The 26,148-nt window shown below is 59.6% G+C and carries 18 protein-coding genes, 2 tRNA genes and 1 riboswitch; of the genes, 17 read left to right on the plus strand and 3 right to left on the minus strand.

Translation table 11 applies throughout. The features are described 5' to 3' along the window. The first annotated feature begins 53 nt into the window (after nucleotides 1-53). Both C4N22_RS10105 and C4N22_RS10110 read left to right on the plus strand, forming a co-directional pair. Nucleotides 54-141 (plus strand) — tRNA-Ser (locus tag C4N22_RS10105). A 34-nt stretch (nucleotides 142-175) separates the two neighbouring features. Then, nucleotides 176-269: transfer RNA gene (locus C4N22_RS10110), tRNA-Ser, on the plus strand. Nucleotides 270-326: 57 nt separating this feature from the next. Here C4N22_RS10110 and C4N22_RS10115 read toward each other — a convergent pair. Beyond that, nucleotides 327-1,037 carry a TraX family protein gene (locus C4N22_RS10115; protein ID WP_112148885.1) on the minus strand — a complete coding sequence of 237 codons (711 nt, stop codon included), beginning with the start codon at nucleotides 1,035-1,037 and terminating at the stop codon, nucleotides 327-329. Nucleotides 1,038-1,243: 206 nt separating this feature from the next. On the opposite strand from C4N22_RS10115, the gene C4N22_RS10120 reads away from it, so the two are divergent. From C4N22_RS10120 to C4N22_RS10190, 15 genes are all read left to right on the plus strand, one after another. Next, the gene (locus C4N22_RS10120) at nucleotides 1,244-2,122 is read left to right on the plus strand and encodes a LysR family transcriptional regulator (RefSeq protein ID WP_112148886.1); all 879 of its coding nucleotides are present in this window, start codon (nucleotides 1,244-1,246) and stop codon (nucleotides 2,120-2,122) included. A 151-nt stretch (nucleotides 2,123-2,273) separates the two neighbouring features. Further along, nucleotides 2,274-3,875 carry a lipase family protein gene (locus tag C4N22_RS10125; protein WP_112148887.1) on the plus strand — a complete coding sequence of 534 codons (1,602 nt, stop codon included), beginning with the start codon at nucleotides 2,274-2,276 and terminating at the stop codon, nucleotides 3,873-3,875. A gap of 1,215 nt (nucleotides 3,876-5,090) precedes the next feature. Continuing rightward, a riboswitch (cyclic di-GMP riboswitch) is annotated at nucleotides 5,091-5,202 on the plus strand. Between the two features lie 101 nt (nucleotides 5,203-5,303). Beyond that, nucleotides 5,304-8,318 (plus strand): hypothetical protein, encoded by a 3,015-nt coding sequence (locus C4N22_RS10130; RefSeq protein ID WP_112148888.1) that lies wholly within the window; start codon nucleotides 5,304-5,306, stop codon nucleotides 8,316-8,318. 43 nt (nucleotides 8,319-8,361) lie between these two features. Then, a complete protein-coding gene (locus C4N22_RS10135) occupies nucleotides 8,362-8,643 on the plus strand; it encodes a hypothetical protein (protein ID WP_112115717.1) in 282 nt (93 codons plus the stop codon). Next, complete coding sequence (gene lepB / locus C4N22_RS10140) at nucleotides 8,643-9,212, plus strand: signal peptidase I (RefSeq protein ID WP_112115718.1); 570 nt, start codon at nucleotides 8,643-8,645, stop codon at nucleotides 9,210-9,212. The genes C4N22_RS10135 and lepB overlap by 1 nt, the downstream gene beginning before the upstream one ends. Before the next feature lie 40 nt (nucleotides 9,213-9,252). Further along, nucleotides 9,253-10,353, plus strand: a complete 1,101-nt coding sequence (locus C4N22_RS10145; RefSeq protein WP_112148889.1) for a DUF7601 domain-containing protein — start codon at nucleotides 9,253-9,255, stop codon at nucleotides 10,351-10,353. Between the two features lie 386 nt (nucleotides 10,354-10,739). After that, complete coding sequence (srtB, locus tag C4N22_RS10150) at nucleotides 10,740-11,510, plus strand: class B sortase (protein WP_112115720.1); 771 nt, start codon at nucleotides 10,740-10,742, stop codon at nucleotides 11,508-11,510. A 13-nt stretch (nucleotides 11,511-11,523) separates the two neighbouring features. After that, nucleotides 11,524-12,360, plus strand: coding sequence for a Spy0128 family protein (locus C4N22_RS10155; protein WP_112148890.1), 837 nt, complete (start codon nucleotides 11,524-11,526; stop codon nucleotides 12,358-12,360). Continuing rightward, complete coding sequence (locus C4N22_RS10160) at nucleotides 12,353-12,958, plus strand: sortase (protein ID WP_181567206.1); 606 nt, start codon at nucleotides 12,353-12,355, stop codon at nucleotides 12,956-12,958. Before C4N22_RS10155 ends, C4N22_RS10160 begins: the two co-directional genes overlap by 8 nt. Before the next feature lie 676 nt (nucleotides 12,959-13,634). Then, a complete protein-coding gene (locus C4N22_RS10165; protein ID WP_022257813.1) occupies nucleotides 13,635-14,378 on the plus strand; it encodes a DUF4830 domain-containing protein in 744 nt (247 codons plus the stop codon). Between the two features lie 241 nt (nucleotides 14,379-14,619). Continuing rightward, nucleotides 14,620-14,883, plus strand: a complete 264-nt coding sequence (locus tag C4N22_RS10170; RefSeq protein ID WP_112115724.1) for an HPr family phosphocarrier protein — start codon at nucleotides 14,620-14,622, stop codon at nucleotides 14,881-14,883. Between the two features lie 97 nt (nucleotides 14,884-14,980). Continuing rightward, nucleotides 14,981-16,627, plus strand: coding sequence for a phosphoenolpyruvate--protein phosphotransferase (ptsP, locus tag C4N22_RS10175; RefSeq protein WP_112148892.1), 1,647 nt, complete (start codon nucleotides 14,981-14,983; stop codon nucleotides 16,625-16,627). Between the two features lie 176 nt (nucleotides 16,628-16,803). Beyond that, complete coding sequence (locus C4N22_RS10180) at nucleotides 16,804-17,994, plus strand: cation diffusion facilitator family transporter (RefSeq protein WP_112148893.1); 1,191 nt, start codon at nucleotides 16,804-16,806, stop codon at nucleotides 17,992-17,994. A gap of 31 nt (nucleotides 17,995-18,025) precedes the next feature. Beyond that, entirely contained in the window at nucleotides 18,026-19,213 is a 1,188-nt protein-coding gene (locus C4N22_RS10185; protein ID WP_112115769.1) for a pyridoxal phosphate-dependent aminotransferase, read from the plus strand. Nucleotides 19,214-19,312: 99 nt separating this feature from the next. Further along, entirely contained in the window at nucleotides 19,313-21,085 is a 1,773-nt protein-coding gene (locus C4N22_RS10190; protein ID WP_112148894.1) for a glycoside hydrolase family 2 protein, read from the plus strand. A gap of 69 nt (nucleotides 21,086-21,154) precedes the next feature. Here the strand turns inward: C4N22_RS10190 and C4N22_RS10195 are convergent, their stop codons facing one another. Together C4N22_RS10195 and mfd are read right to left on the minus strand one after the other, a co-directional pair. Next, nucleotides 21,155-22,255: a foldase gene (locus tag C4N22_RS10195; protein ID WP_112148895.1), complete on the minus strand. Its 1,101-nt coding sequence runs from the start codon at nucleotides 22,253-22,255 to the stop codon at nucleotides 21,155-21,157. Nucleotides 22,256-22,274: 19 nt separating this feature from the next. Beyond that, nucleotides 22,275-25,757, minus strand: a complete 3,483-nt coding sequence (mfd, locus tag C4N22_RS10200) for a transcription-repair coupling factor (protein WP_112148896.1) — start codon at nucleotides 25,755-25,757, stop codon at nucleotides 22,275-22,277. Between the last annotated feature and the right edge of the window lie 391 nt (nucleotides 25,758-26,148).

The raw sequence follows: 26,148 nt of genomic DNA on the forward strand, positions 1-26,148 counted from the left end.
GAAATCTGGTAAATTAAATAGGCATTCGGTACGGCGTGTGCGAGTGCCCACGAGGAGAGATGTCCGAGTGGTTTAAGGAAGCAGTCTTGAAAACTGCCGTACGGCAACGTACCGTGGGTTCGAATCCCACTCTCTCCGCCATTTTTTATTGAATAAGTGTAACACACTTTGCTCTGGAGTAGTACTCAAGAGGCCGAAGAGGCGCCCCTGCTAAGGGCGTAGGTCGTCTAAACAACGGCGCGAGGGTTCAAATCCCTCCTACTCCGCCAAGAAAAAGCTCGATGATTCTTTGAAATCACCGGGCTTTTTCCATTCTTATCGGGTTTTCAGAGCAGCAGGTTGGTCACGGCGGCCAGCAGGGCCAGGTGGGCGGGGTAAAAGAGGTAAAACACCCATTGCTCGGCCCTGGAGCAGCGGCCCCGCTGACCATTATAAAGAGAGACGGGCAGGAACGCCAGCGGCGCGGGCAGCTCATAGCAGACGGCCACGGCCCCGAACAGGCACTGCAGGGGCCGGGAGGCCCGTGTGATGTACAGGACCACGATGAGCAGCACCCCGATGGCTCCGTAATCCGTGCGGAGGAGCTCCGCCAGCACGGCCAGAGCCAGGGCGCTGAAAATGCCCGGGGCGCTCCGCTCCCCGCAATGCCGCAAACAGCCCAAGGCGCACAGCCCGAAAAAGAGCGTCCAGTAAACGTTCTGGTGGCCCCGGTAGATCAGCGTGTGGAAAAAGGCCAGGTCAAAGGGAAGCTCGCTCACCAGCGCAAAGGCCAGCATCCGCCCGGCGTACTGCCGGAGGCTGTGGGTGTGCAGGAAGCCCTCCACCAGCAAGAAGCAGTAGAGGGGGAACGCCAGCCGCCCGGCCCACCGCAGGCAGAGATCCAGCGTGAGCAGCGGCTCGGAAATGGGCCCCGGGCGGGAAAAGACGCCAGCTTCCAGGCAGGACGCGCCGAGATGGTCCAGCAGCATACTGCAAAGGGCCAGCCGCTTGAGGGCCGTACCGCTGAGCGCGGGGCGCTGTGTTTGGGGAACAACCATAAACAACCCTCCAAAAGAGTGTGGATTCGACTTTCTGTTGCAGGAAAGTCCTTATTTTTTGTGGAAAATTCCGCTTGGGTGCTTGACAAAGGCCGGGCGGGATAGTACACTCAAAAAGAAAATTGAACTCCAGCAAGAGCAAGATGAAAAAGATTCACAGAAGATCGGGCGTCTCCGAACGAGTAACGGGAAGGAGGCATTGAGGTATGACGCTGTTTTCTTATGAGATTTTTGATGCTGTGGCCCGCCAGGGCAGCTTTAACAAGGCGGCACAGCAGCTGCACCTGACCCCCTCGGCCATCAGCCATGCCATCGCGGTGATGGAGGCAGAGCTGGGCTTTACCTTATTTAATCGCGGGAAGAACGGCGTGACCATGACCAGCTACGGTGCCTCGCTGTATCCGTCCATCCGGGCGGTGCTCAACAGCGACGAGGCGCTGAAGCAGAGCATTGCCCGCCTCAACGGCCTGGAAAAGGGCAAGGTGAAGCTGGGCGCGTTCAACTCCGTCTGCGCCGGGATGCTGCCGGGCATCCTCAAGGGCTTTATGGCCCAGTACCCGCAGATCGAAGTGGAAGTATATCAGGGTACTTACGATGATGTCAAGGAGTGGCTGCGCACGGGTCAGATCGACCTGGCGTTCCTCTCCTCCACCTGCCGGGAGGAATTTACCCTCACTGAGCTGTTCAAGGAGCCGCTGCTCTGCATTACCCCCGGCGACTGGCCGGAGCCGCCAAACGGCGTGATGACCCCCGCCCTGATGGATGGCCAGAATTTCGTGGTGCAGTGGGACGCCACCGACGCCGAGATGCGCCAGTTCCTCAAAAAGTACGGCCTGAGCACCGAGCGCCGCTGCCATGTCATTGATGACCAGTCCAACATCGCCATGGTGGAGGCGGGCCTGGGCATTTCCATCATGCCCCGGCTGCTGCTGAGCCAGTGCACCGCCAACATCAAAATTTACCCCATCGACCCGGAGGAAGACCGTGTGGTCGGCCTGGCCGTCCAGCGGCCCACCGCCATGGCCCCCGCCGTGGAGCAGATGTTCCACCACATCGTGGACTACTGCAAGCAGATGGAGCACTGAGAACAGAATACCACAAAACGGCCTGCATGGTAAAGTGCAGGCCGTTTTTTTGCAAATTATCCATTGTGTCTTGTGATAAAATACGGTATACTATCGCCAGAAAACAAAATATTCCACAGAGTTGGATCCGTCAGGAGGGAAAACAGACCCCATGAAACGACGTGATTTTTGTAAAGCGCTGGCCCTTTCGGCGGCGGCGCTGGCAGTGCCCAGGGCGGCGGCGGAAAACACGCAGGGCGCGGTGGGCCGGGCGGTGGCGGATGGCCGCTATTCCATGCGGTTCCGCAGTGAGCTGAGCCTGACCGACGTGCCCCATGACTACTATTATAGTGACAGCTTTTTTGCCCACTCCGCGTTGGAGTACGACCACAGCCTGGCGCTGGCCAGCCTGGGGCTGGTGGGGGCCGCCTTCAACACGGCAGCCAGCGACGCCCGGTATTGGGCCAACGGGGAGGTGGGCCGGGAGGCCAACCTTGCCGACGCCTTTGCGACGCTGGGCTTTGCCGACCCCGAGTTCTACCACTACGACATCGACGTGGGGCAGGCCGGGGACTTTGTGGGCCACAGCCTGGCCCGGAAGACCATCCCCCTGAACGGCCAGCGCGCCACCATTGTGGCCGTCATCCTGCGGGGCGGCGGCTACGGCGGCGAGTGGGTCAGCAACCTGCACACCGGTGTGGGGGCGGGCCACGCGGGCTTTGTCATCCCGGTGAACGAGGTGCTGACCGCCCTCCGGAATTATCTGGCCAGGGCGGCCGCCCAGCCGGGCGGGACGGGCACCGTCAAGCTCTGGGTGGGCGGCTACAGCCGGGGCGCGGCCGTCGCTAACCTGCTGGCGGGGCGGATCAACAAAGACCTGCCCGAGATCGACCGCAAAAACGTCTTCGTCTACACGTTTGCCACGCCGATGGCCCTGACCGCCGCCAGCTACCCGGACTATCAGCTGGACTACGACAACAACCACAACGCCGACGGTACCCTGAAAACCACCTGGGCCGCCAGCAACATCTATAATATCCTTTCCAGCGGCGACCTCGTCCCCCGGGTGCTGCCCGCCGAGTGGGGCTACCACCGGAACGGCAATGACCGCTTCCTGCCCTCCACCCAAAACGAGAAAGAGCTGGCCGACCTTGATGTCCGGGGTGCCAGCTTCAGCGAGGTGCCCCTGACCATCAGCGGGCTGGCCACCAAGGAGGACACCGACGGCGTCATGGAGCGGCTGGAAACGTTCTTTGGCAGCAAGCAGCAGTTCCACGATAAGTACGAGGCCGTGCTGATGGACATGATCCAGTGCGCTTTCCTCCGCAACGAGGCCGAGTGCACCGAGGGCTATCTCCTGACCGACGAGGAAGTGGAGGCCCGCCTGCGGGGCCTGGGCAACATGCGGAACGTGGACGAGGCCAAGCTGGAAAAGAGCGTCCACAACGCCTCCGCCCTGAGCCGCCCCCTGCTGGAAAAGCTGGAGCAGAACGACGGCAACCTCACCCTGCGGGGCAAGACCTACCATGTGGAAGTGCCCCAGCGGGTGAAGCAGGCCGTTATCCCGGTGCTGGCCGTGGGCCTGTACTACGGCATCGACAGCGGCACGGTGGCCGCCATGGCCCGGTACATCTTTATGTTCATGTCCATGAAGCCCGACTCCGCCGATGTGGTGGTGCGGGCGGCGTTCTGCCACCACTGCGAGGACTACATCAGCCTGATGGAGTACTATCCGCCTGCTGACCACGGCATGGAGGCGTACACGAGAGCTTGACTTCTTTGCCAAGGGCTCTCCCTTTGGGAGAGCTGGCGCGCCAGCGCCTGAGAGGGCAAGCCCGACAAAATAAAACACGAAAGCACAGCGATACGATGGCTCTGACAAGCAGGGTGCGTATCGCTGTGTGTCTGGCTCTTTGGCAGCATCCTTGCCCTCTCCGTCACGGCTTCGCCGTGCCACCTTGCCCCCTTTCGGCACTTGCGTGCCACCTCCCCCGGCCGGGGGAGTCTTTCCTAGTAGGGGAGGCTTTGGCATTCCGTGACGTTTTCCAGCAAACGCAAATCGGTTTCATCGAAAACGAAACCTTTTTGCCAAGGGCTCTCCCTTTGGGAGAGCTGGCGCGCCAGCGCCTGAGAGGGCAAGCCCGGCAAAATAAAACACGAAAGCACAGCGATACGATGTCTCTGACAAACAGGGCTTGTATCGCTGTGTGTCTGGTTCTTTGGCAGCACCCTTGCCCTCTCCGTCACGGCTTCGCCGTGCCACCTTGTCCCTTTCTGGCACTTTCGTGCCACCTCCCCCGGCCGGGGGAGTCTTTCAAAGTGAGAGGCTTTGGCATTCCGTGACGTTTTTCAGCAAACGCAAATCAGTTTCATCGAAAACGAGACCTCTTTGCCAAGGGCTCCCACTTTGGGAGAGCTGGCGCGCCAGCGCCTGAGAGGGCAAGCCCGGTGAAATTACTCCAGCGGCGTTGCGATACGATGGCTCTGACAAGCAGGGTGCGTATCGCTGTGTTTTTTGCTTTTTGTCAACATCCTTGCCCTCTCCGTCATTGCTTCGCAATGCCACCTCTCCCAAAGTGAGAGGCTTTGGCATCCCGCAACGCTTCCGGGAAATCCCGGAAACGGATAAAATTCCAGAAACTCCCGCCAACGCAACCGGAATAGTAATACTTATTTATCCGACCCGCGTCTGTTTCGCACGGGTTAGCAGACACAAATTTGTAACTTTTTGCTGGTGGAGTGCACAAACTTTGGGGAAATACATTGGGCAATCTCTACAAGAAATGGCTGATTTTGGATAGAAACAGACGCAAATTCCGTTTTTGTGTCCATTTGGACACTTGCATGGACAAGGCCAAATTTGGTAAAATAATGCCAGTGCAAGGGCCGGGTGGCCAGGCGGAAAAATCAGCGCCCCGCCACCGAATGACACCTTTTGCATCCCGGACTGTGTAGGATAGTACCAGCAGCCGGGAACATCCCGCAAAACTGAAAACTTTGGCAAACCTGGCGTGAGCCGGGGACGCAAAGCTTGGAGTCTTTTGTGCTGGCATTCCCCGGAGGGAAACGCCAGAAAACCAGAAGATAGTTCGGCTGCATTCAACACCGCTGTGACAGGCGGGGTGCGGATGCGGCTTTTTTTGTTGCGAGGCATCGGGAATGGACACGACCCCGGACTCTACACCAAAGGAGGGCATGAAAAATGCGTAAAAATCTTGCAAAACACACGGCGAAAAGGCTTCCGCTGGCCAAACGGGTGCTTGCGTTGTGCTTCGCGCTGATTTTCGTGTGCAGCTGTCTGCTGCCCGCCTTTGCAAACGGCACGGGCGCGGAGCTTGAGACGCCGGGCACCGAAGTAGTGGAGGCCGCCGCCCCCGGCGCGGAGCCGGAACCCATGGATCTCTACGACGAGCCCGCGGCCGTGGCGGACGAGCCCGAGGCGCTGGACGATAACTTCGGCGTGGCGGACGAGCCCGCAGCCATGGACAATGAAGTGGAAAAACCCGTTGTGGATGACGAGCCCGCAGCCATGGACGATCAGGTGGAAAAACCCGTCGTGGATGACGAGCCCGCAGCCATGGACGATCAGGTGGAAAAACCCGTCGTGGATGACGAGCCCGCAGCCATGGACAATGAGGTGGAAAAACCCGTCGAGGGCGGCGAGCCCCCCGTGGCCGATGACACCCCTGCCGAAGAGGGCGCGACGAAGACCACCACCGACGCAAGCGGCAACATCGTCTATGAGTACGACACCAGCGGCACGACGTTCCCCGATGACGACGCGGCCGCGCTCCCCGATGGCGACCAGGTGCTGGATCAGATGGACGCGGCGTTCTCCATCCCCACCAACATCTACCACTTCTGGCTCAAGAAGATGAGCAGCTACGACCTCGAGGATATCGCCCGCGACGCCGAGACCGCTGAAATGACCGTGGAGCAGTATCTGGCCATGTACGGCACCGAGAAAGGCTGCTACCACATCATGACCGCCGCCGACGGCGCGAACCTGAAAGACTATCAGTTCGCAAACCCCACCTCCAACGATGACCCCGAGGGCAACAGCCGCACCTTTGCAGGTTGGTACTACACCGACGATCTGGGCGACGAGCAGAAGTTCGTGTTTGACGAGTGCCTGTACGTTTCCGAGGGCACGACCGTGGAAGTCTACGCGAAGTGGAAGAAGCCGGAAGCTACCAAGAGCGTTACGCTTGACGGCCAGACCATCAGCTTCAAAGTAGAGGGTGCAACAACGCTGAATGTTGAGGCGCTGGATACAGATACTCAGAAGAATCTGGAAGACGAGCTTATCCAGAAAATTGACCCGAAAGAGTATAATGCCCTTTATACATTCAATATCAGCCCCAAAGATGAGGGCGGCCTTGAGCTTGAGCAGACCAGCAAAGTTACCATTTCCGGTCTGGACCTCACCTCGGCGGCAGACGTAAAAGTCTTCCATCAGGGTGCTGATCTGGAAGAGCTGAAAGTGAATGTTACCAGCGATGGTGACTTGACTTTCACGACCAACGGCTTCTCTCCGTTTGCAATTCTGGTTGCAGACCTGTCCAAAGCAAATGACAGTGATAGCAGCGATGCAGATGACCGGATGGCAGAATTGGCAAATGAAGATAAAGCATATACGGTCTATAGTGATGGCAGTAACATTGAAATGCCGTTGAATGGAACTTATACGTTAAGCGGAAACGCCTATAAACCATACTGGTATACCAATTACCATAGTTGGTCGATAGAGTCGGGCGATGATGTGGTATCTTTCACCTCAGAGAAAAATATTCAGAATCCGACAATTAAAGGTAAGTCTGTAGGTACGGCAAAACTCAAACACACTTACTATATTTATTACTACAATCAAAAGTACTCTTATGATGAGGAGTTTACCATCAATGTAACTAAGTTTGAAGATACGTACAGTGGCAGTGCTTATATCTACTTCTTGAAATTGCCTACTGGCGACCCGATGAACAATGACACAGGCGAGTGGGCACCGAAAGCCGATAAAAGTAAGTTGGAAGCAAAAATCAGTACGGCAGGTGCTACTTGGACGAATGGCTACACTAATGATAACAGTGCAATTCCGAACAAGAACATTGTAACAGGAAACGGCCAGATCCTGACAGACTATATCACTTCGTGGCCAGATGGAAGCACAGGAACGACCTGGACGGTGAAAAAGGATGATCCGACTACAGGAAGTTACTTTACATCGATCTGGAATGAGATAAGCGAAAATTACATTGCATCCATACAAAATGAAACGGGTATCAATGACCTGACAGTAGATGACATTACTGAAATTATCCTGACGCCCCGAAAGATTTCTCGTAATAACGGTGGAAGTCAGAACTATCATATCGATTGCGCGATCAGCGTTGTTACCAAGAAAGTCTTTACAGCGAAGTTCATGGTAAAAGACCCGACGAAAGGAGAAGAAAAGTGGTCGCAGGTCGATTCCAAGAACTACAAAGAGGGCGAAGCTGTTATCAAGACCACGGCTGTAACGATTGGAACAACAAAAACTGTTGAGGGCGTGAGGTATGAGCTGAAAGGCTGGTATACGGAAGACCCGCTGGGAGATATCAATGTTCACGGTCCATTGATTGAAGACAATGAATGGCGGAAGCGGGGAACAAACGATTATGGATATCTGACAACGAGCACGGATGCGGTTCGCGAAGATGGTACAGTTTATTTCTACGCCGTATGGGAGCCTGAGACACAGAAACCGATTCGGACGATCACGAAAAAGGTGGAAGGTCTGTTTGGTGACCGTAGTAAGCAGTTCAGAATCGTAGTAACAGGCCCGAATGGCTTCTCTCAGGAATTTACTCTGGCGCATGGGGAGACTGGAACGCTGAATAATTTGATGGTTCAGGTCGGAGACGTCATTACCATTACGGAATATGATGCAAGCGATTATGATACCACGGCTCAGATCTATTACTCAAACAGTTCTAACGGATTGCTTGGAGCCAATGGACAGGAGTTCACAGGCGAAAACGAAAAAACTACTACGATTACCATCACAGATGATATGATCGATCTGGACGAGATCAATATCACTGTCACCAACGAAAAGGACGCTCCGGTTGACAACGGTGTCCTCCTCGACACTCTCCCCTACATCCTGATCCTCGTGGTCGTCGCGGGCGGCGGCGTGCTGCTCTTCCTCCGGAAACGGAAGAACGACGACGATGAATAAGCCAACTTCCAAGCCAAATAAAATCACGAAAGGAGGTGGATGGATGGCAAAAGAAAAAGCCAAAGGAGGCCCGCAGCCCGCACAGCGCCTGCCCGGCGCGGAGGATGCCTGCATCAGCCAGGAGCAGCTGGAGATCGTGGAATGGTACCGCAAGGTGAAGTTCCGCAAGAACCTGCTCGGCGGCGTGGATGAAGTGCAGATGTGGAAGAAGCTGGAGGAGCTCTACGGCCTGTACGAAAACGCCATCCGGGCCGAGAGAGCAAGGTATAACGCCCTGCTGGAAGCCCATACCCCTCCCGGAGAGAACCATGAGGAGGGATGTTGATGGCGAAAGCCGCAAAAACACTCCCTCCGCAAGACCCGCTCACGGCAGGGCGCAGAGCCCTGCACAAGCGGCGCAACGCCGCGCAGGACCGCCGGGACGCGCTTGGTTTACTGGGCCGGGTGGTGGTGCTGGCGGCAGCCGCGTGGGTGCTGTTCACGCAGGTGTTCCTGCTGACACAGGCCTCCGGCAACAGCATGTTCCCCGCCGTCAAGGACGGCGACCTGCTCATCGGCTACCGGCTACAGGGCACTTACGCCAAGAACGACGTGGTGCTCTATGAGCAGGACGGCAAGCTCCGGGTGGGCCGTGTCCTGGGCCGCGAGAACGACCTCATCGCGCTGGACGATTCGGGAACGCTGATCGTCAACGGCTCGGCCCAGAGCGGCGAGATCCTTTACCCCACCTACGCGAAAGACACCCTCGAGTACCCCTACACCGTCCCCGCGGACAGCGTCTTCATCTTGGGAGACTACCGCACGCAATCCGAGGACAGCCGGGATTTTGGCCCGGTGGCCCTCACCGACGTCAAAGCAAAGGTGATCACCCTGCTGCGGCGGCGGAGCTTGTAAGTTCTTGAAAACATTGATATAATATTTAGGAGGAATCCACATGAAACTCAAGAAACTGTTTGCTGGTGTCGTAGCTGCGGCGATGATCGCCACCATGGCTTTCCCTGCATTTGCTGCTACCGAGGGTTTAGGCAGCAAGGGCTTCACAGTCGAAAATAACAAGTCCTTTGAATTTGATAAGGTTTGGGTCACGAATGACGAAAGGGATTCGTCGATCGTCGCTCCGGGCGCTGCCCTTACGATGACGGTTCAAAATAACGGACAGCCTGTGACCTATCCGCAGGGTGCGACTCCTGCTAGCCTGGAATTAAAAGTGAATTCTAATGACACGGCTGGCAAAACGGCGAGCTTTACTGTTGATCTTCCTAACTACTCTGTTCCGGGTAAGTATACTTACATCCTGAAAGAGAATGATCCCAATGTCGCAGGTGTTGTGGCAAACGACAACCTTTATCAGGTGACTGTATGGGCACTTCAGGATGAAGCAAACACTACTGGCGGCAACCACATTAAGGAATGCGGTGTGAAGCTGTCTCAGGTTCAGCTGGTTGATGGCGGATATGTTGAGGTTACTGGAAAAGGTAAGCTTTCCAGTGTTGAGAACACCTATCAGGCTGGTACGGTGACTGTTACGAAGCATGTTACTGGTAACATGGGTGACAAGAGCACGAAGTTTAGCTTTAAGGTTGTTCTGGAATCTACTAAACCTGTGAATAGTGTGGTTGCAGGTAACAAGACTTTTGAGTTTGCAACAACGCCTAATGTTAATGGAAAGTATACCGCAGAGCAGACTTATGAGCTGGCTGACGGCGAGACTTGGACCATTACGAATCTGCCTTTTGGTGTTACCTATACTGTCTATGAAATGAGTGGCACTACCGCTGTTGAGGATCAGGGTACTTTGGTTGTTGCTGAAGACGGTGCGGACTCTAAGACTTATAAGGTTACCTATACCTCTCAGAGTGGTTCTCTGAACGAAGAAACTGAGGGCCATAAAATTGCGGCTACTGTTGAAAACAACTGCGGTGCTGAGATTGACACCGGCGTCATCCTCGACAATGCTCCTTACATCCTGATGCTGGCCGTTGTGGCTGGTGCTGCTATGACTCTGGTCATCAAGAAGCGCCGCGAGGAAGAGTAATGGAACACTCTCTCCGCAAACACTTTTAAGAGCCTCTGGCGATAACAGCAGACCTTGCGGAATGCCAAAGCCTCTCACTTTGAAAGACTCCCCCGGCCGGGGGAGGTGGCACGAAAGTGCCAGAAGGGGGCAAGGTGTCTGCGGAGCAGACGGAGAGGGCAAGGATGCTGCCAAAGAGCCAGACACACAGCGATACGCACCCTGCTTGTCAGAGCCATCGTATCGCAACGCCGCTGGAGTAATTTCACCGGGCTTGCCCTCTCAGGCGCTGACGCGCCAGCTCCCCCAAAGTGGGAGCCCTTGGCAAAGAGGTGACGTCCTCCGCAAACACTTTAACCTGACTCGCAATTCTCTTAACAATAACCAACATCGCAAGCTGACTGGAGGTGGGCTGTATCACTTGGCAACGTGTAGCGCTGCGGACAGCCGACTTCCTGATCAGCGCGGTGGTGGTGCTGTTCCTCCTCACGGCGGGCGCTTACTCCGCTTACGCGCTGTGGGATAACAACCAGGTCTATGCCGCCGTGGATAACGTGCAGGACGAGCTGCTGCAGTTCAAGCCTGCCGCCGATGGCGAGAACGGCGCCTCCTTTGAGGAACTGCTGGCCATCAACTCGGACGTGAAAGCCTGGCTCACCCTGGACAACACCGCTATTGATTACCCTGTGGTGCAGGGCGAGAACAATTTCAGCTACATCAACACCGATGTCTACGGCGACTTTGCACTGGCCGGCAGCATCTTCCTGGATTCCGATTGTGATGGCAGCTTCCACGATCCGTATTCGCTGCTGTACGGCCACCACATGGAAAACAGCAAGATGTTTGGAGATCTTGACCTGTACAAGGACGAGGCGTTCTTCAACGAGAACACCACCGGCACGCTGGTCCTGCCCGACCGCACCTACCACTTACAAATTTTCGCCTGTCTGCTGGTGCCCGCGTCCGAGGATGCCATCTTCGACGTGAACCAGTGGGACGCAAACCTGAACGGTCTGCTCGATTTCGCACAGGAGAACGCGCTGCACCTGCACTCTGACACGCTGGACACCGTCCGGGCGCGGGAGGGGGCACAGGTGCTGGCCATGTCCACCTGTTCCACGGAGTTTACCGATGCAAGAACCATTCTTCTGGCGTGGATGACAACGCCGGAGCAGTAAAGGAGGGGATGAAATGAAGATCCGAAAATTCGCGGCGACGCTGCTGGCACTGGTGCTTTGCCTGAGCCTGAGCCTGCCCGCGGCCTTTGCGGAAGCGCAGCAGCGTGTGGAGCTGAAAAACCTGACGGTCAACGTCAAGTGCACGGGCAATGCCATCCCCGACGAGCAGCTCACCATCCGCCTGACCCCCCGCAAAAAAGCCCCCATGCCCGGCGATGCCGCCGCACTGGAAGCGTTCGTCAACACGGCGGACTGCACCCGTTCCAACGGTTATATGACCACCGCCACATTCCCGGAGACATTCGTCTTCACGGCCCCCGGTACCTATGAGTACGAGGTGGCCCAGCGGAAAGGCAGCTCCCTCAACGGCACTTACGACACCCGCACCATGGTGCTCCGTGTCACCGTGAGCTGGAGCGGCGACACGCTGGTGACCGTGGCCAAGGTCTATGAGGCCGACCAGTCCTCCAATGACAAGGAAGACAGCATCCTGTTCCACAACACGTTCAACAACTCCGCCCCGGACGACCCGTACGATCCGCCGTATATCCCGGGTGACCCCTACACCCCGGACCCGAAGCCCACGCCTGTGGTGCCTACCCCGGAGACCCCGGTGAACCCGCCGGTCCTAGACGCGCGGCCGGATACCGCCCCCACGGTGTCCACGGCGCCCACGGTGCCCGCCGCGGAAACGCCCGTCAATCCTCCGGTGGCTGACGCGCGTGCCCCCAAGCTGATCCAGACCGGACAGCTCAACTGGCCCGTGCCGGTGCTGGCAGGGCTGGGCACCCTGTTCCTGGCGGCTGGCGTGATCCTCCTCACCAAGAAGAAAGAGGATGACAATGCGTAAAGCATCCCCGGGCGTCATCTGTGTCCTGCTGGGAGTCGTCCTGCTGCTGGCGGCGCTGGGACTCTACGGCTACAACCGCTGGGAGGACGCTCAGGCTGGCGCGGAAGCCCAGACCGTCGTACAGGATCTACAGGAAAAAGTCGTTGAACAAACACAGAGCGCGGCCTCGGCTCCCGCCATCGACACCAGCTCCCTTGACCCGGAGCTGCCCGTGGTGGAGCTGGACGGCTACGAATATGTGGGCACTGTCTCCATCCCCGCCATTGGCATCGACCTGCCGGTGATGAGCGAGTGGAGCTACCCCAAACTCAAAATTTCCCCCTGCCGCCAGTTCGGCTCCTCCCGCACCGATGATCTCGTCATCGCGGCGCACAACTACGAGTCGCATTTCGGCAAGATCGGCACCCTCGCCCTGGGCGATGAGGTCCGTTTCACCGACATGGACGGCATCGAGAACCACTACACGGTTTCTGCCATTGAAGTCCACGACCCCACCGATGTGGAGGCCGTGGAGCACAGCGGCCACGATCTGGTGCTGTACACCTGCACCTACGGTGGCAAGACCCGCATCGTCGTCTTCTGTGACAGAAGCAATTGAAGACATTCTCGGATTCCATTCCCGCACCCCCGCACCGGAGACGCCCGGTGTGGGGGATTTGTTTTTGTGGGGGGGGAAAAAAACCTTACCTCTTTGCCAGAGGTTCCCCTTTGGGGGATCTCTTGGCAAAGAGGTGACGTTCCCGATGAAACTTTATTGTATTTGCTGGAAAACGTCACGGACTGCCAAGGCCTCCCCTACCAGGGGAGGTGGCACGGCGAAGCCGTGACGGAGAGGTTGTACAGAGCAGCACCTGCGTTATTCCGCTCAATCAAAAGGCGTCCTTTGTCCAACCTCTCAGTCTCGCTGCGCTCGACAGCTCCCCTGGCAGGGGAGCCTCTGGCGAAGAGGTTTCGTTTTCGATGAAACTGATTTGTGTTTACTGGAAAACCTCACGGACTGCCAAAGCCTCTCCCTTTGGGAGAGGTGTCTGCGAAGCAGACGGAGAGGGCAAGGATGCTGCCAAAGAGCCAGACACACAGCGATACGCACCCTGTTTGTCAGAGCCATCGTATCGCAACGCCGCTGGAGTAATTTCACCGGGCTTGCCCTCTCAGGCGCTGCGCGCCAGCTCCCCCAAAGGGGGAGCCTCTGGCGAAGAGGCTTTGTGCATATCCCCAATTCACACAGGCATATACTATACGGACACAACCAAATGGGTGGGAGGGAACGGTATATGTTTGTGGTAACGCTGAAAAAGGCCGGGCTCAAAAAGGTGGGCGTCGGCGTGATATGCTGTGCGTTGGTGGTGTTCAGCGCGGTGCTGGGGCGGTACATCAGCGGGCGGAGCGTCATGGCGGCCGCCGCGGCCAGCGGCAACAAGATCGAGAGCGCCCAGGACATCCAGACCTGGTTCACCGGCTATGGGCTGGACGTGGACGCGGCCACCATCGCCGCCGATAAGGTCAAGATCCCCCGCAGGTGGGACGACAGCTTTTCGGCCTTCAACGGGGTGGTGCAGCAGAGCGGCATGGACCTGACCCGCTACAAGGGCAAGACCGTGGAAAAATGGACGGCCCTGCTGCCCGCCGTGAGCAAGGGCGACACCATGAGCTATGGCGTGCTGCTGGTGTACAAGAAAAAGGCCATCGGGGCCTACCTGCTGGAAAAGCCCTCCGGCGTCGTCACCGGCCTGAAAGACGCCCAGACCGCTATGGCCATGCAGGAGGCCACGGAAGTCTCGGGGGAAGATTTCAGCGGCGATTGGGGCGAGCGCCATGACGAGGAGCTCGGCGCCTCCGGGCAGGCCATGGAGACCTCGGGCGAGGATTTCAGCGGGGACTGGGGCGAGCGCCATGACGAGGAGCTGAACGCCTCCGGCCAGAGCCAGCAGACCTCCGGCGAACCCGAGACGCCTCTGCCGGAAGCGGCCCGCTATACGGACCTCCCGCTGGACGCCGAGGGGTACCCTGTCGAGTGAGTGGGAAAGTGAACAAAAGTCTTTCCCAAAAGCAGAAAATTGTGCAATGATGGTACTTTTGATAAAAGATTATGTTCAATTATACCAAAATTTTCGCGGAAAAATCGGCAATATGAAAGGGTGCAAAAAGAACGACTAAGGTTTATAATAAGAGTAGTAACATCCCGCAATAAACCAGGGCTTTTATTGCAGACGGGGCCGCGCGGCTGGCCCGTTCCGTGGATGGATAAGTAAGGAGAAAATGATTATGAAAGAATTCCAGTATACCGTTAAGGATGCATGCGGCATCCACGCACGCCCCGCCGGCCTGCTCGTGAAGCTGGTCAAGGGCTACGCAAGCACCGCTACCCTTGAAAAGGGCGGCAAGACCTGCGACCTGCGCAAGCTGATGGCTCTGATGGGCATGGGCGTCAAGCAGGGCGATACCGTTACCGTCAAGGTGGAGGGCGACGATGAGGCCGCTGCCGCAGAGGCGATCCAGAAGTTCCTGAGCGAGAACGTCTGATCGCGTGTAATGTCGTGATGAGAAGCCCTCGCGGGAGACTGCGGGGGCTTTTTCGTTCCCAGGCGCAAGAGATTTGAGTGATAAGGAGAAATGAACGATGCAGGTGGGTACCGGTAAAAGCATTCTGAACGGCATTGCCATTGGCAAGCTGAAACTCTACAAGAAAAAGAACACGGCCATCTCGGCGGCCGAAGTGGCCGACGCCGCCGCGGAGATCGAGCGTTTTGAGGACGCCCGGGCCAAGGCCATCGACCAGCAGACCGCCCTGTACGAGAAAGCCCTTGCCGAGGCAGGCGAGGACATCGCCGAAGTGTTCAACATCCACGCCATGATGCTGGATGATGACGACTTCGTGGACGCCATCAAGGAGATCATCAACGGCCAGCGCCGCTGCGCCGAGTATGCCGTCAAGACGGCAGGCGACAACCAGGCCGCCGTGTTTGCCGCCATGGACGACCCCTATCTGCAGGCCCGCAGCGCCGATGTCATCGACATTGCGCAGGCCATGCTGGACATTTTGCAGGGGGTGGACAACGCCAGCCTGCAGGGCACCGAGCCCAGTATCCTTGTGGCGGACGACCTGGCCCCCTCGGAGACGGTCCGGATGGACAAGAGCCTGCTGCTGGGCTTTATCACCCGGGAGGGCAGCTCCAACAGCCACACGGCCATCCTGGCCCGCAGCATGAACATCCCCGCCCTGATCCAGTGCAAGGATATCCAGGACGACTGGGACGGCAAGATGGCCGTGGTGGACGGCTACAACGCCTGCGTGTATGTGGACCCCACCCCCGACCTGCTCCAGAGCCTCCGCGCCCGCCAGAAAGAGGATCAGAAAAAGCAGGTCCTGCTGCAGGAGCTCAAGGGCAAGCCCAACACTACGCTGGACGGCAAGACCATCAACGTGTATGCAAACATCGGCGGCATGGGCGATGTGGGTGCCGTGCAGCAGAACGACGCCGGCGGCGTCGGCCTGTTCCGGACAGAATTCGTCTACCTCAACTGCAAGGACTATCCCACCGAGGATTACCAGTTTGAGGCGTACAAGCAGGTGGTGGAGAGCCTGGCCCCCAAGAAAGTAGTCGTCCGCACCTGTGACATCGGCGCGGACAAGACCGTGGACTATATGCAGCTGGACCACGAGGACAACCCCGCTCTGGGCTACCGCGCCATCCGCATCTGCCTGACCCGGAAAGACTTCTTCAAGACCCAGCTGCGGGCCTTGCTGCGGGCTTCCGCTTACGGCAACATGAGCATCATGTTCCCCATGATCACCAGCCTGCGGGAGCTGCAGGACGCCAAGGCCGTGCTGAACGAGTGCCGCGCGGAGCTCACCGCCGAGGGCGTCAAGTTTGACCAGAACCTCGAAGTGGGTACCATGATCGAGACCCCCGCCGCCGTCCTCATTGCGGACGATCTGGCCGAGGAGTGCGATTTCTTCTCCATCGGCACCAACGACCTCACCCAGTACACCTGCGCGCTGGACCGCCAGAACGCAAAGCTGGAGCCGTTCTTTGACCCGCATCACCCCGCCGTGCTCAAGGCCATCAAGATGACCATTGACGCCGGTCACCGCCACAATATCTGGGTGGGCATCTGCGGCGAGCTGGGCGCGGACACCGCCCTGACCGAAACATTCCTCCGCATGGGCGTGGATGAGCTTTCGATGAACGCCAAGAGCATCCTGCCCGTCCGCAAGATCGTCCGCAGCCTCGATCTGAGCAAGCCCTCGGCCAAGCAGGTCTGAGCCCCCTGAAACCAGAAACTTCCACCCCCCGGTGAGGCATTCCCGCCCCGCCGGGGGGATTGTTATCTGGGGGATCTGGCTTAGAAAGAAGAAAATTCACAAAAACACTTTAAAACCGTGAAGTGCTGTGCTATACTGAACAAGACGTGGCTGCCGCGGCAGCCGGGAGGTACACTATGACTCAATTTCTGATCCGCTGCTTCATCAAGCGCCCGGATGATGTGAAAGACGCCGCTGTCCGCACGGCCTACGGCAATCTGGCCAGTCTGGTAGGCATGGCCTGCAACATCCTGCTCTGTATCGGCAAGCTGCTGGCAGGCACCCTGTTTGGCTCCATCGCCATCATGGCGGACGCCCTGAACAACCTGTCGGATGCCTCGTCCAATGTGGTCAGCCTCATTGGCTTCCGGCTGGCGGCCAAGGCCCCGGATGCGGAGCACCCCTACGGCCACGCCCGGTACGAGTATCTGGCGGGCCTCGTGGTCAGCGTCACCATTCTGGCCATCGGCCTCTCGCTGCTGAAAGAATCGGCTCTGAAAGTACTCCACCCCACGCCGGTGGCGTTCAGCTGGCTCAGCATCGGGGTGCTGGCGGCGTCCATCCTCGTCAAGCTCTGGCTGAGCGGCTTCAACCGCGCCGTGGGCAAAAAGATCAACTCGGAGACCCTGATGGCTACCGCCGCCGACAGCCGCAACGATGTGCTGACCACCGGAGCGGTCCTCCTTTCCACCATCCTGTGCAGCCTGACGGGCTACGGCATCATGGATGGCATTATGGGCGTGGGCGTGGCGGCGTTCATCCTCTGGTCCGGATGGGGCCTGGTGATGGATACCCTGAGCCCGCTGCTGGGCGAGAGCCCCAGCCCCGAGCTGGTGGAGCACATTGAGCGGACCGTCATGAGCTATCCCGGGGTACTGGGCGTGCATGACCTCATGGTCCACGATTACGGCCCCGGGCACCAGTTCGCCTCCCTGCATGTGGAGTTCCCGGCCGAGACCGACCCGCTGACGGCCCATGACGTCATCGACAACATCGAGAACGACTTTCTCAAAAAAGACCGGCTGCAGGTCACCATCCATTACGACCCCATCGTCACGGCGGACGCGTCGGTGGGGGTGCTGCGGGCCCGTTTGCAGGAACATGCCCGCCAGCTGGACCCGCAGCTCTCCATCCACGATCTGCGGATCGTGCCGGGGGACAGCCACACCAATGTTCTGTTTGATCTGGTGTTCCCGGCGGGATACACCGGGGACATCGACCAGATGCTGGCAAAGATGTGCCAGTTCGTCAAAGAGCAGGACCCGAAATACTGCTGCGTCGTCAAGGTAGAGCAGAGCTATGCGTCTGCACTGCCGGACAAGAAATAAAAGAGATCCGAAAAGCGAGAGGGGAATGATTATGCTGAACGAAACCTACCGCGCGATGCTGGCCCATAAGAGCGTGATCCGTGAGACCTTTATGTACGGCAAACAGCGGGCTGCCGAGATCGGCTATGAGAACGTGTTTGACTACTCGCTGGGCAACCCCAGCGTGCCCTGCCCGCCGCGGTTTACGGCGGCCATGCAGGACCTGCTGGCCACGGAGGAGCCCATTGCCCTCCACGGCTACTGCCCCAGCCAGGGCGACCCGGGGTTCCGCACCGCCGCGGCAGCCCATCTGGCCAAAACGTTCGGCCTGCCCTATGAGCAGAAGCATATTTTCCCCACCACGGGTGCCGCGGGCGCCATTGCCCACGCCATCCGCGCCGTGACCAAGCCCGGCGACGAGGTGCTGACGTTCGCACCTTATTTTTCGGAGTACGGGCCCTACGTCCGGGGAACGGGTGCCGTGCTGAAAGTGGTGCCGCCCCAGCCGCCCACGTTCCAGCCCAATCTGGACGCCTTTGAGGAGATGCTGACCGAGAATGTCACCTGCATCCTCATCAACACCCCCAACAACCCCACGGGCGTGGTTTACTCGGCGGAGACCCTGACCCGGCTGGCCGAGATCCTGACCGCCAAGAGCAAGGAGTACGGCCACAACATCTTCCTCGTCAGCGACGAGCCTTACCGGGACATCGTTTTTGACGGCAAGACCGTGCCTTACCCGGCGGCATTCTACCCCCACACCCTGACCTGCCTCTCGTTCTCCAAGACGCTGAGCCTGCCCGGCGAGCGTCTGGGCTATGTGGCGGTCAACCCGGCCTGCGAGGGGGCGGACATCCTGGTGGACATTCTGGCCCAGATCTCCCGCTTTACGGGCCACAACTGCCCGCCCAGCATCATCCAGAAAGCCGTCAGCCGCTGCCTGGATGCCACCAGCGACCTCTCCGTCTACGAGACCAACAGGAACCTGTTGTACGACAAACTCACCGAGCTGGGCTTTGAGGTGGAGCGCCCCGGCGGCACGTTCTACATCTTCCCCAAGGCGCTGGAAGAAGACGCCAACGCGTTCTGCATGAAAGCCCGGGAGTTTGACCTGTTGCTGGTGCCCAGCGATACGTTTGGTGTCAAGGGCTATGTGCGCTTTGCCTACTGCATCGACACCGAGAAAGTCAAGCGGAGCCTGCCCGCCCTCGAAAAGCTGGCGGCAGCATACCGCAAGTAACTGCAAACGCTTTGATCCAAAATAAAACCTCTCAGGCCGCGCTTTGGCGCGTCCAGCTCTCCTGTCAGGGGAGCCCAATCGAGGAAACAGGAGGGCAAAATGCAGCACCCACTTTCCGAATACCCCCGCCCGGCGCTGCGGCGGGACAGCTTTGAGTCCCTGAACGGCCCGTGGCAATACGCGTTTACCAAGGCGGCACAGTTCCCCACGGCGTGGGATGGGACCATCCGGGTGCCCTACTCGCCCGAGGCTCCGGCTTCCGGAGTGGGGCGGACGCTGCAGCCCGGGGAGTGGCTCCACTACCACCGCGGCTTTACGCCCCCGGCGGGGCAGGGCGGACGGGTGCTGCTCCACTTCGGAGCGGTGGACTACGCCTGCGCCGTGGAGGTCAACGGCCATCTGGCCGGCGGCCACAGGGGCGGCTACTGGCCCTTTACGCTGGACATCACCGATTATTTGCGGCCGGGCCGCAACACCCTCTGGGTGGCCGTGCAGGACCCTACCGGGAATGGCACCCAGGCCCGGGGCAAGCAGACCCTGACCCCCGGCGGGATGTTCTACCATGCCCAGAGCGGCATCTGGCAGACCGTCTGGCTGGAGCGGGTGCCGGACAATTACATTACGGAGCTGACTGTCACCCCGGACTACGATGCCCGGACCGTGACGGTAAAAGCCCACACGGCCCAGCCCGGCGGGGCAAAAAACCTCTGGGCTGTGGTGCGGGCCGGGGGCGTGACCATTGCCGAGGACTGGGGCGGCGACGAGGCCGACCAGGACGGCGAGGTGACGCTGAACATCCCGGAGAAACATTTCTTTCCGTGGAGTCCGGACAGCCCGTTCCTCTACGACCTGACCGTGGGTACCACCCAGGGGGACGAAGACGGTTTTGATACCGTGCACAGTTATTTTGCCCTCCGCAAATGGAGCTGTGAGCCGGACGCGAAAGGCATCCTGCGCTTCTGCCTCAACGGAAAGCCCATCCTCCTCAACGGCCTGCTGGACCAGGGCTACTGGCCGGAGGGGCTGTATACCCCGCCCTCGGACGCGGCGGTGGTGCACGAGCTGGAGCAGGTCAAGGAGCTGGGCTTCAACCTGCTGCGCAAGCACGCCAAGATCGAGCCGCAGCGGTGGTACTACCACTGCGATAAGCTGGGCCTCATCGTCTGGCAGGATATGGTGAACGGCGGCGGGAAGATGAACCAGTGGTACGTCACCTACCTGACCAACGCCCTGCTGCCCCTGCTCCGCCATACACCCGACGCAAAGCCCCTGTGGGGGCTGCTGGGGCGCGAGACGGAAGCCAGCCGGGAAAGTTATCAGACCGAATTAAAAGCCACTGTAGAGGCTCTGCGGTGCCACCCCTGCATCGGGTGCTGGGTGCCGTTCAACGAGGGGTGGGGGCAGTTTGATGCCCGCGCCGCCACGGCGGCCCTCCGGGCGCTGGATGACACCCGCCTGATCGACGAAGCCAGCGGCTGGTACGACCAGGGCGGGGGAGATGTGGACTCCCGCCACAATTACTTCTACCCGCTCCGCATCCGGCCCGGCGGGCGGACGGTGGCCCTGAGCGAGTACGGCGGCATTGCCTGGCCCATGCCCGGCCACGAGCCGCCCGGCAAGACCTACGGCTACGGCACCGCCAAAGACAGAGCCGACCTGACCAAACGCTATAAAATGCTGCAATGGAAGACCATTCTGCCCCAGCTGGGGCGGGGCCTCTCGGCGCTGGTGTACACCCAGCTGACCGACGTGGAGGACGAGGTGAACGGCCTGTTTACCTACGACCGCGCGGCCCTCAAGCCGGAGGCCGCTGCCGTCCGCTCCTGCAATGCGGCGCTGGCGGCGGAGTTTGCAAAGGCGACTGCAAAATAAGAGCGCAAAAACAGCGCCCTGCTCTGGAGAAGCTTCTCCGGGCAGGGCGCTGTTGTGCTTTTACGGAACTTATTTGTTGACGATCTTGGTCATGGGCAGTTTGTTCATGGCCGAGGTGTCGAGGTGGTTCTCCAGGGAGGCACCGGAATCACTCAGTGCGGTCTTCAGCTCACTGGTCTTCATGTCGGTGATGACCTGATCCCGCAGGTCGTCCAGCGAGGCCACGGCCAGCGGGTCCAGACGCAGAGCAAGCATCATGGCGTAGCTGGAATACTGCACGGCAGCGGCCTGCCCGTAGGCGAGGCTGCGGATGGTGTCGGCGGCACCGTCCTGGGTGAACGTGGAGTCCAGCGTGGAAGCGCCCAGCAGCTCGGTCTGAACATTGGTGTCGGAGGGGGTGCTGCCCAGCACGGCGTAGATGTCCGGCAGGGCGGCCTGAGCGGCGGCGTTCAGGGCACTGACCTGCTCCGAAGCACTCTCATTGGAGGCCAGATTGACGGCCGTGGCGGCCTGCTGGGCCAGTGTGAGCATCTGGGCTTTCTGGTCGTCATCCGCAAAGGCATAGGTGCTGGTGTTGTAGAGCGGGATGACGTAATAAGCCAGTTCCACCATGTTGTTTTCCAGATGCTCCGTCAGGTCGGCGTCCGAGACGGGGGTCTCGCCACCGTTGCCATAAACGAGGGTCAGCAGGTCGTTGCTCTTGAGCAGGATGCGCTCAAAGTGCTGCACGGTCTCCAGCCCGATGCCGTTGGCCTTGTAGGTATCGCCGTACTGGTCCATCAGCTGCTGGGCGTAGCTGTCGGCCTGCTGCTCCTCTTCGGCGGTCAGCTGGCCGCCCAGCTCGTCAAAGCGCAGCTCAGTGGCGGCGTAGGTCTGCAGGTTTTCCAGCGTTTTCCGGGCGACATAATCGCTGACGGTGGCCGTCTCGCCGCTGTCGCTGTCCACGGTGATGGTCTGCTTCAAAAAAGCTTTCACGTTGGCGGCGTCCTGGTCGGAGGAAGCGAGGTCGGCGGCTTTCTGGTAGGCGTCGTACTGGGCCAGCAGATACAGGCCGGAGGAGATCTCGTAATCGCCGAGGGAACCCACGGTGTCCGGGGTGGAGATGACACAGCCTGCCAGGCTGACCACCAGGGCCAGCGCGCAGACCAGTGCAAGAAGTTTCTGTTTCATAGTTGGTTGCTCCTGAAATTTATTTTTGGTTTTTCACAGGCTTGGGCTCGTTTAAAATCTCGCCCATGGCCTTGAGGATCCTTTGCAGCAGCTCCAGCGGCTTTTCGTCGGGCTGGAGGGTGACAGAGAGGTAGGGCTTGGCCCCGGCTCCTGCCGTGACCCGGCCATTGAATGCGATGAGCAGGCCCCGGATCATGCCAAGGTCCAGCTCCTCCACCTGCAGCAGCAGGGTGTCTTTCTTCTGGGTGACCTCGTACACGCCCACGGCGGCGGCCTGCACCCGGACGAGGGAGACATTGACCAGATCGCTGACCGAGGGAGGCGGGTCGCCGTAGCGGTCGATGAGCTCGTCCAGCACATCGGCGGCGTCCTCGGGGGTCTGGATGGCGGCAATGCGTTTGTAGGCTTCGATGCGGCCCGGCCCATCCGCGATATACTTTTCGGGGATGAACGCGTCCACCCGCAGGTCCACCAGGCACTCGCTCTTGTCCCGCTGGAGCGGTTCGCCCTTGGCCCGGGCGATGGCCTGATTCAGCATCTTGACATAGAGGTCATAGCCCACGGCTTCCATGTGGCCATGCTGGCTGTGGCCCAGCAGGCTGCCCGCACCGCGAATTTGCAGATCGCGCATGGCGATGCGGAAACCGGAGCCGAACGCGGTGAACTCCCGGATGGCGGAGAGCCGCTTCTGAGCAATGTCCGAGAGGGTCTTGTCCCGGCGGAACGTGAAGTAGGCGTAGGCCTTGCGGCCGGAACGGCCCACGCGGCCTCTTATCTGGTACAGCTGGGCCAGGCCCATCCGGTCGGCGTCCTCAATGATGAGGGTGTTGCAGTTGCGCACGTCGATGCCCGTTTCAATGAGGGTGGTGCAGACGAGAATGTCGATCTCGCCGTTGAGCAGATGCTGCCAGACGGGGTTGAGCTCGTCCTCGGTCATCTTACCGTGGGCGATGCCCACCCGGGCGCCGGGCACCATCTGGCTGACATGGGCGGCGGTGGACTCGATGTTGTCCACCCGGTTGTGCAGATAGTAGACCTGCCCGCCCCGGGCCAGCTCTTTCTTCATGGCCTCGGCCAGGATGACATCGTTGTACTCGAGGACGAATGTCTCCACGGGCTGGCGCTCAAAAGGCGGCTGCTCAATGGTGGAGAGGTCGCGGATGCCGCTCATGGCCATGTTCAGGGTGCGGGGAATCGGTGTGGCCGAGAGGGTGAGCATATCCACCCCGATGAAGTTCTCTTTCAGCTTTTCTTTATGCTTAACGCCGAACCGCTGCTCCTCATCAATGATGACAAGGCCCAGGTCGTGGAAGCGGACGTCCTTGGAGAGGAGGCGGTGGGTGCCCACCACGATGTCCACACTGCCGGCCTGCAGGCCCCGCAGAGTCTCTTTCTGCTGCTTGGTGGTGCGGAAGCGGGACATCATCTCCACTTTGACCGGGAACGCCTCCATCCGGGAGAGGATGGTGTTGTAGTGCTGCCAGGCCAGCAAGGTGGTGGGGGCCAGAATGGCGCACTGCTTGCCGCCCATGACGCACTTGAACGCGGCCCGCAGGGCCACTTCCGTTTTGCCCACGCCCACGTCGCCGCAGAGCAGGCGGTCCATGGGGTAGGGTTTTTCCATATCCTTTTTGATCTCCGCCGTGGCGTTGAGCTGGTCGTCGGTCTCATCGTACTCAAAGCGGGTCTCAAAATCGCTCTGCCAGTCGCCGTCCGGCGGGAACGCGTAGCCCTGTGCCTGTCGGCGGCGGGCGTAGAGCTCAATGAGCTCCTGGGCCATCTCCTCGGTGGCCTTTTTGACCTTGGCGCGGGTGCGCTGCCATTCGGCACCGCCCAGCTTGGCCAGCTTGACCTTTTCTTCATCGCCGGGGGCGGTGTAGCGGGAAAGCAGGTCCAGCTGGGTGACAGGCACATACAGCACGTCGGAGCCGGAATACTGCACTTTGAGGTAATCTTTGGTGGCACCCTGCACTTCCAGCCGCTGGATGCCTGCGTACATGCCGATGCCGTGGCTCTGGTGCACCACATAATCGCCGGGATTGATGTCCGAAAGGCTGGACAGGGCGTTTTTATTCTTTTTGCGTTTCTTGGCGGCCTCGCTGGCTTCATCCAGACCATGGCGGCGGGAAGAGAGAACCGCCACATGGGCAAAGGGGAACGTGCACCCGGCCGTCAGGTGGCCGGGCAGGATCTGCACCAGCCCTTTGGCGGGGCGGACGTCCCGGCTCATGCTGACCGCGTAGCCTTTGTCGGCCAGGTCCCGGGTGAGGGCGGCAGCGCCCTTGGGGGTGCCTGCGAACAGCGCGATGGCATAGCCCTGCTCCACCAGCGGGTCCAGATCTTCCCGCAGGGAGGCCAGGTCGCCGCCCCAGTTGGGGGCCGCGAAAGCCTCCGCGTTGATGAGGTCTTTCAGCTTGAACTCGTTCATGCCGCGCAGGAAGTTCTCGCACAGCAGAGTGCTCTGTTTCTGGGCGGCAATGGCCAGGTCGTCCATGGTCTGGTAGAGCACATCCAGCCCGGGGCAGATGACGCCCTCTTCCAGCAGGCCGGTGAGCTCTTCGCCCCGGCGGAACTCGGTGGCTTTCTGCGCATCCCGGATACCGCCTACCTCATCCAGCACAAAGATGGGGCTGGTGAGGTGGTCCAGCAGGGTGGCGGGGACAGCGTACCGCAGGCCGTAGTATTTGTCCATGGCCTCGGGCATCAGGCCGGAATCCAGCTGGGCCAGATCAGCCTCCATGGCCTTTTCCAGCGCTGCCCGGTGTTTGCCGCGGGCCTTTTTCCAGGCGTCGCGGAGGGCCTCCGCCGTCTGTACCGTGTTGCCGAACAGTACCTCGCGGGCGGGGGAGAGATAGATCTTTTCCAGCGAGCCGTCCCGGCGCTGGGTGAGCAGGTCGAACGATGCCAGCGAGTCGATCTCGTCATCCCAGTACTCCACACGGGCGGGTTGGCGCATGTCCGGCGCGTAGATGTCCACAATGTCGCCCCGGACGCTGAACTGGCCCGGGCCATCCACCTGGCTGCGGCGGACATACCCGGCGGCAAACAGCCGCTCCACCAGCGCCTCCCGGTTGTAGACCATGCCGGGCTTGAGGGTGAGGGTATTCTTTAAAAATTCGTCCCGGGGGACGGTGTATTGCAGCAGGGCCTCGGCGGGGACACAGACGGCATTCAGCCGCCCGCCCGCCAGCTGGCCCAATACAGAAAGACGGCGGTACTCGTACTCGCGGCCCGCGCCCTCCACGGGGCGGAGCATGAAATCCCGGGGCGGGAAGACCGCTGCCGTCAGGCCCAGGGCCTTGAGGTCTTCCGCAAAGTGGGTGGCCTCGGCCTCGCCCGGGGTCACGATGCAGAGCACCCGGCCTAGGTCTTTTTGCAGGGCGGCGTACAGCAGGGCGCGGCCCGCCGGGGGCAGGCCAAACAGGGCTGCCGGGCCCGGTGCAGCCAGGCTGGCAGCGATCTTCTGATATTCAGGCGTGGCCTTTAACAGTGCCTCGTACATCGTAGACCTCCTCTCTGATGAAGAACCTCTCCGTCATCATCGCTTCGCTTGATGACACCTCTCCTGACAGGAGAGGCATTGGCAGTCCGGTACGTTTTCCATCGAACTTTAATCAATCTCAGCAAAACGACCCCTCTTTGCCAAGGGCTCCCACTTTGGGGGAGCTGGCGCGTCAGCGCCTGAGAGGGCAAGCCCGGTGAAATTACTCCAGCGGCGTTGCGATACGATGGCTCTGACAAGCGGGGTGCGTATCGCTGTGTGTCTGGCTCTTTGGCAGCATCCTTGCCCTCTCCGTCTGCTCCGCAGACACCTCTCCCAAAGTGAGAGGCTTTGGCAGTCCGGTACGCTTTCCATCAAACTTCAATCAATCTCAGCAAAACGACACCTCTTT

This window comes from Faecalibacterium prausnitzii, from assembly GCF_003287495.1.
GTDB lineage: Bacteria > Bacillota > Clostridia > Oscillospirales > Ruminococcaceae > Faecalibacterium > Faecalibacterium prausnitzii_I.

What these genes read in the sequence shown, in the direction of transcription:
- C4N22_RS10125 (WP_112148887.1), top strand. Translation starts at nt 2,274, where the DNA reads ATGAAACGACGTGATTTTTGTAAAGCGCTGGCCCTTTCGGCGGCGGCG.
- C4N22_RS10190 (WP_112148894.1), top strand. Translation starts at nt 19,313, where the DNA reads ATGCAGCACCCACTTTCCGAATACCCCCGCCCGGCGCTGCGGCGGGAC.
- lepB (WP_112115718.1), top strand. Translation starts at nt 8,643, where the DNA reads ATGGCGAAAGCCGCAAAAACACTCCCTCCGCAAGACCCGCTCACGGCA.
- C4N22_RS10160 (WP_181567206.1), top strand. Translation starts at nt 12,353, where the DNA reads ATGCGTAAAGCATCCCCGGGCGTCATCTGTGTCCTGCTGGGAGTCGTC.
- C4N22_RS10170 (WP_112115724.1), top strand. Translation starts at nt 14,620, where the DNA reads ATGATTATGAAAGAATTCCAGTATACCGTTAAGGATGCATGCGGCATC.
- C4N22_RS10180 (WP_112148893.1), top strand. Translation starts at nt 16,804, where the DNA reads ATGACTCAATTTCTGATCCGCTGCTTCATCAAGCGCCCGGATGATGTG.
- ptsP (WP_112148892.1), top strand. Translation starts at nt 14,981, where the DNA reads ATGCAGGTGGGTACCGGTAAAAGCATTCTGAACGGCATTGCCATTGGC.
- C4N22_RS10185 (WP_112115769.1), top strand. Translation starts at nt 18,026, where the DNA reads ATGCTGAACGAAACCTACCGCGCGATGCTGGCCCATAAGAGCGTGATC.
- C4N22_RS10130 (WP_112148888.1), top strand. Translation starts at nt 5,304, where the DNA reads ATGCGTAAAAATCTTGCAAAACACACGGCGAAAAGGCTTCCGCTGGCC.
- C4N22_RS10135 (WP_112115717.1), top strand. Translation starts at nt 8,362, where the DNA reads ATGGCAAAAGAAAAAGCCAAAGGAGGCCCGCAGCCCGCACAGCGCCTG.
- C4N22_RS10145 (WP_112148889.1), top strand. Translation starts at nt 9,253, where the DNA reads ATGAAACTCAAGAAACTGTTTGCTGGTGTCGTAGCTGCGGCGATGATC.
- C4N22_RS10115 (WP_112148885.1), bottom strand. Translation starts at nt 1,037, where the DNA reads ATGGTTGTTCCCCAAACACAGCGCCCCGCGCTCAGCGGTACGGCCCTC.
- C4N22_RS10195 (WP_112148895.1), bottom strand. Translation starts at nt 22,255, where the DNA reads ATGAAACAGAAACTTCTTGCACTGGTCTGCGCGCTGGCCCTGGTGGTC.
- C4N22_RS10155 (WP_112148890.1), top strand. Translation starts at nt 11,524, where the DNA reads ATGAAGATCCGAAAATTCGCGGCGACGCTGCTGGCACTGGTGCTTTGC.
- C4N22_RS10165 (WP_022257813.1), top strand. Translation starts at nt 13,635, where the DNA reads ATGTTTGTGGTAACGCTGAAAAAGGCCGGGCTCAAAAAGGTGGGCGTC.
- mfd (WP_112148896.1), bottom strand. Translation starts at nt 25,757, where the DNA reads ATGTACGAGGCACTGTTAAAGGCCACGCCTGAATATCAGAAGATCGCT.
- C4N22_RS10120 (WP_112148886.1), top strand. Translation starts at nt 1,244, where the DNA reads ATGACGCTGTTTTCTTATGAGATTTTTGATGCTGTGGCCCGCCAGGGC.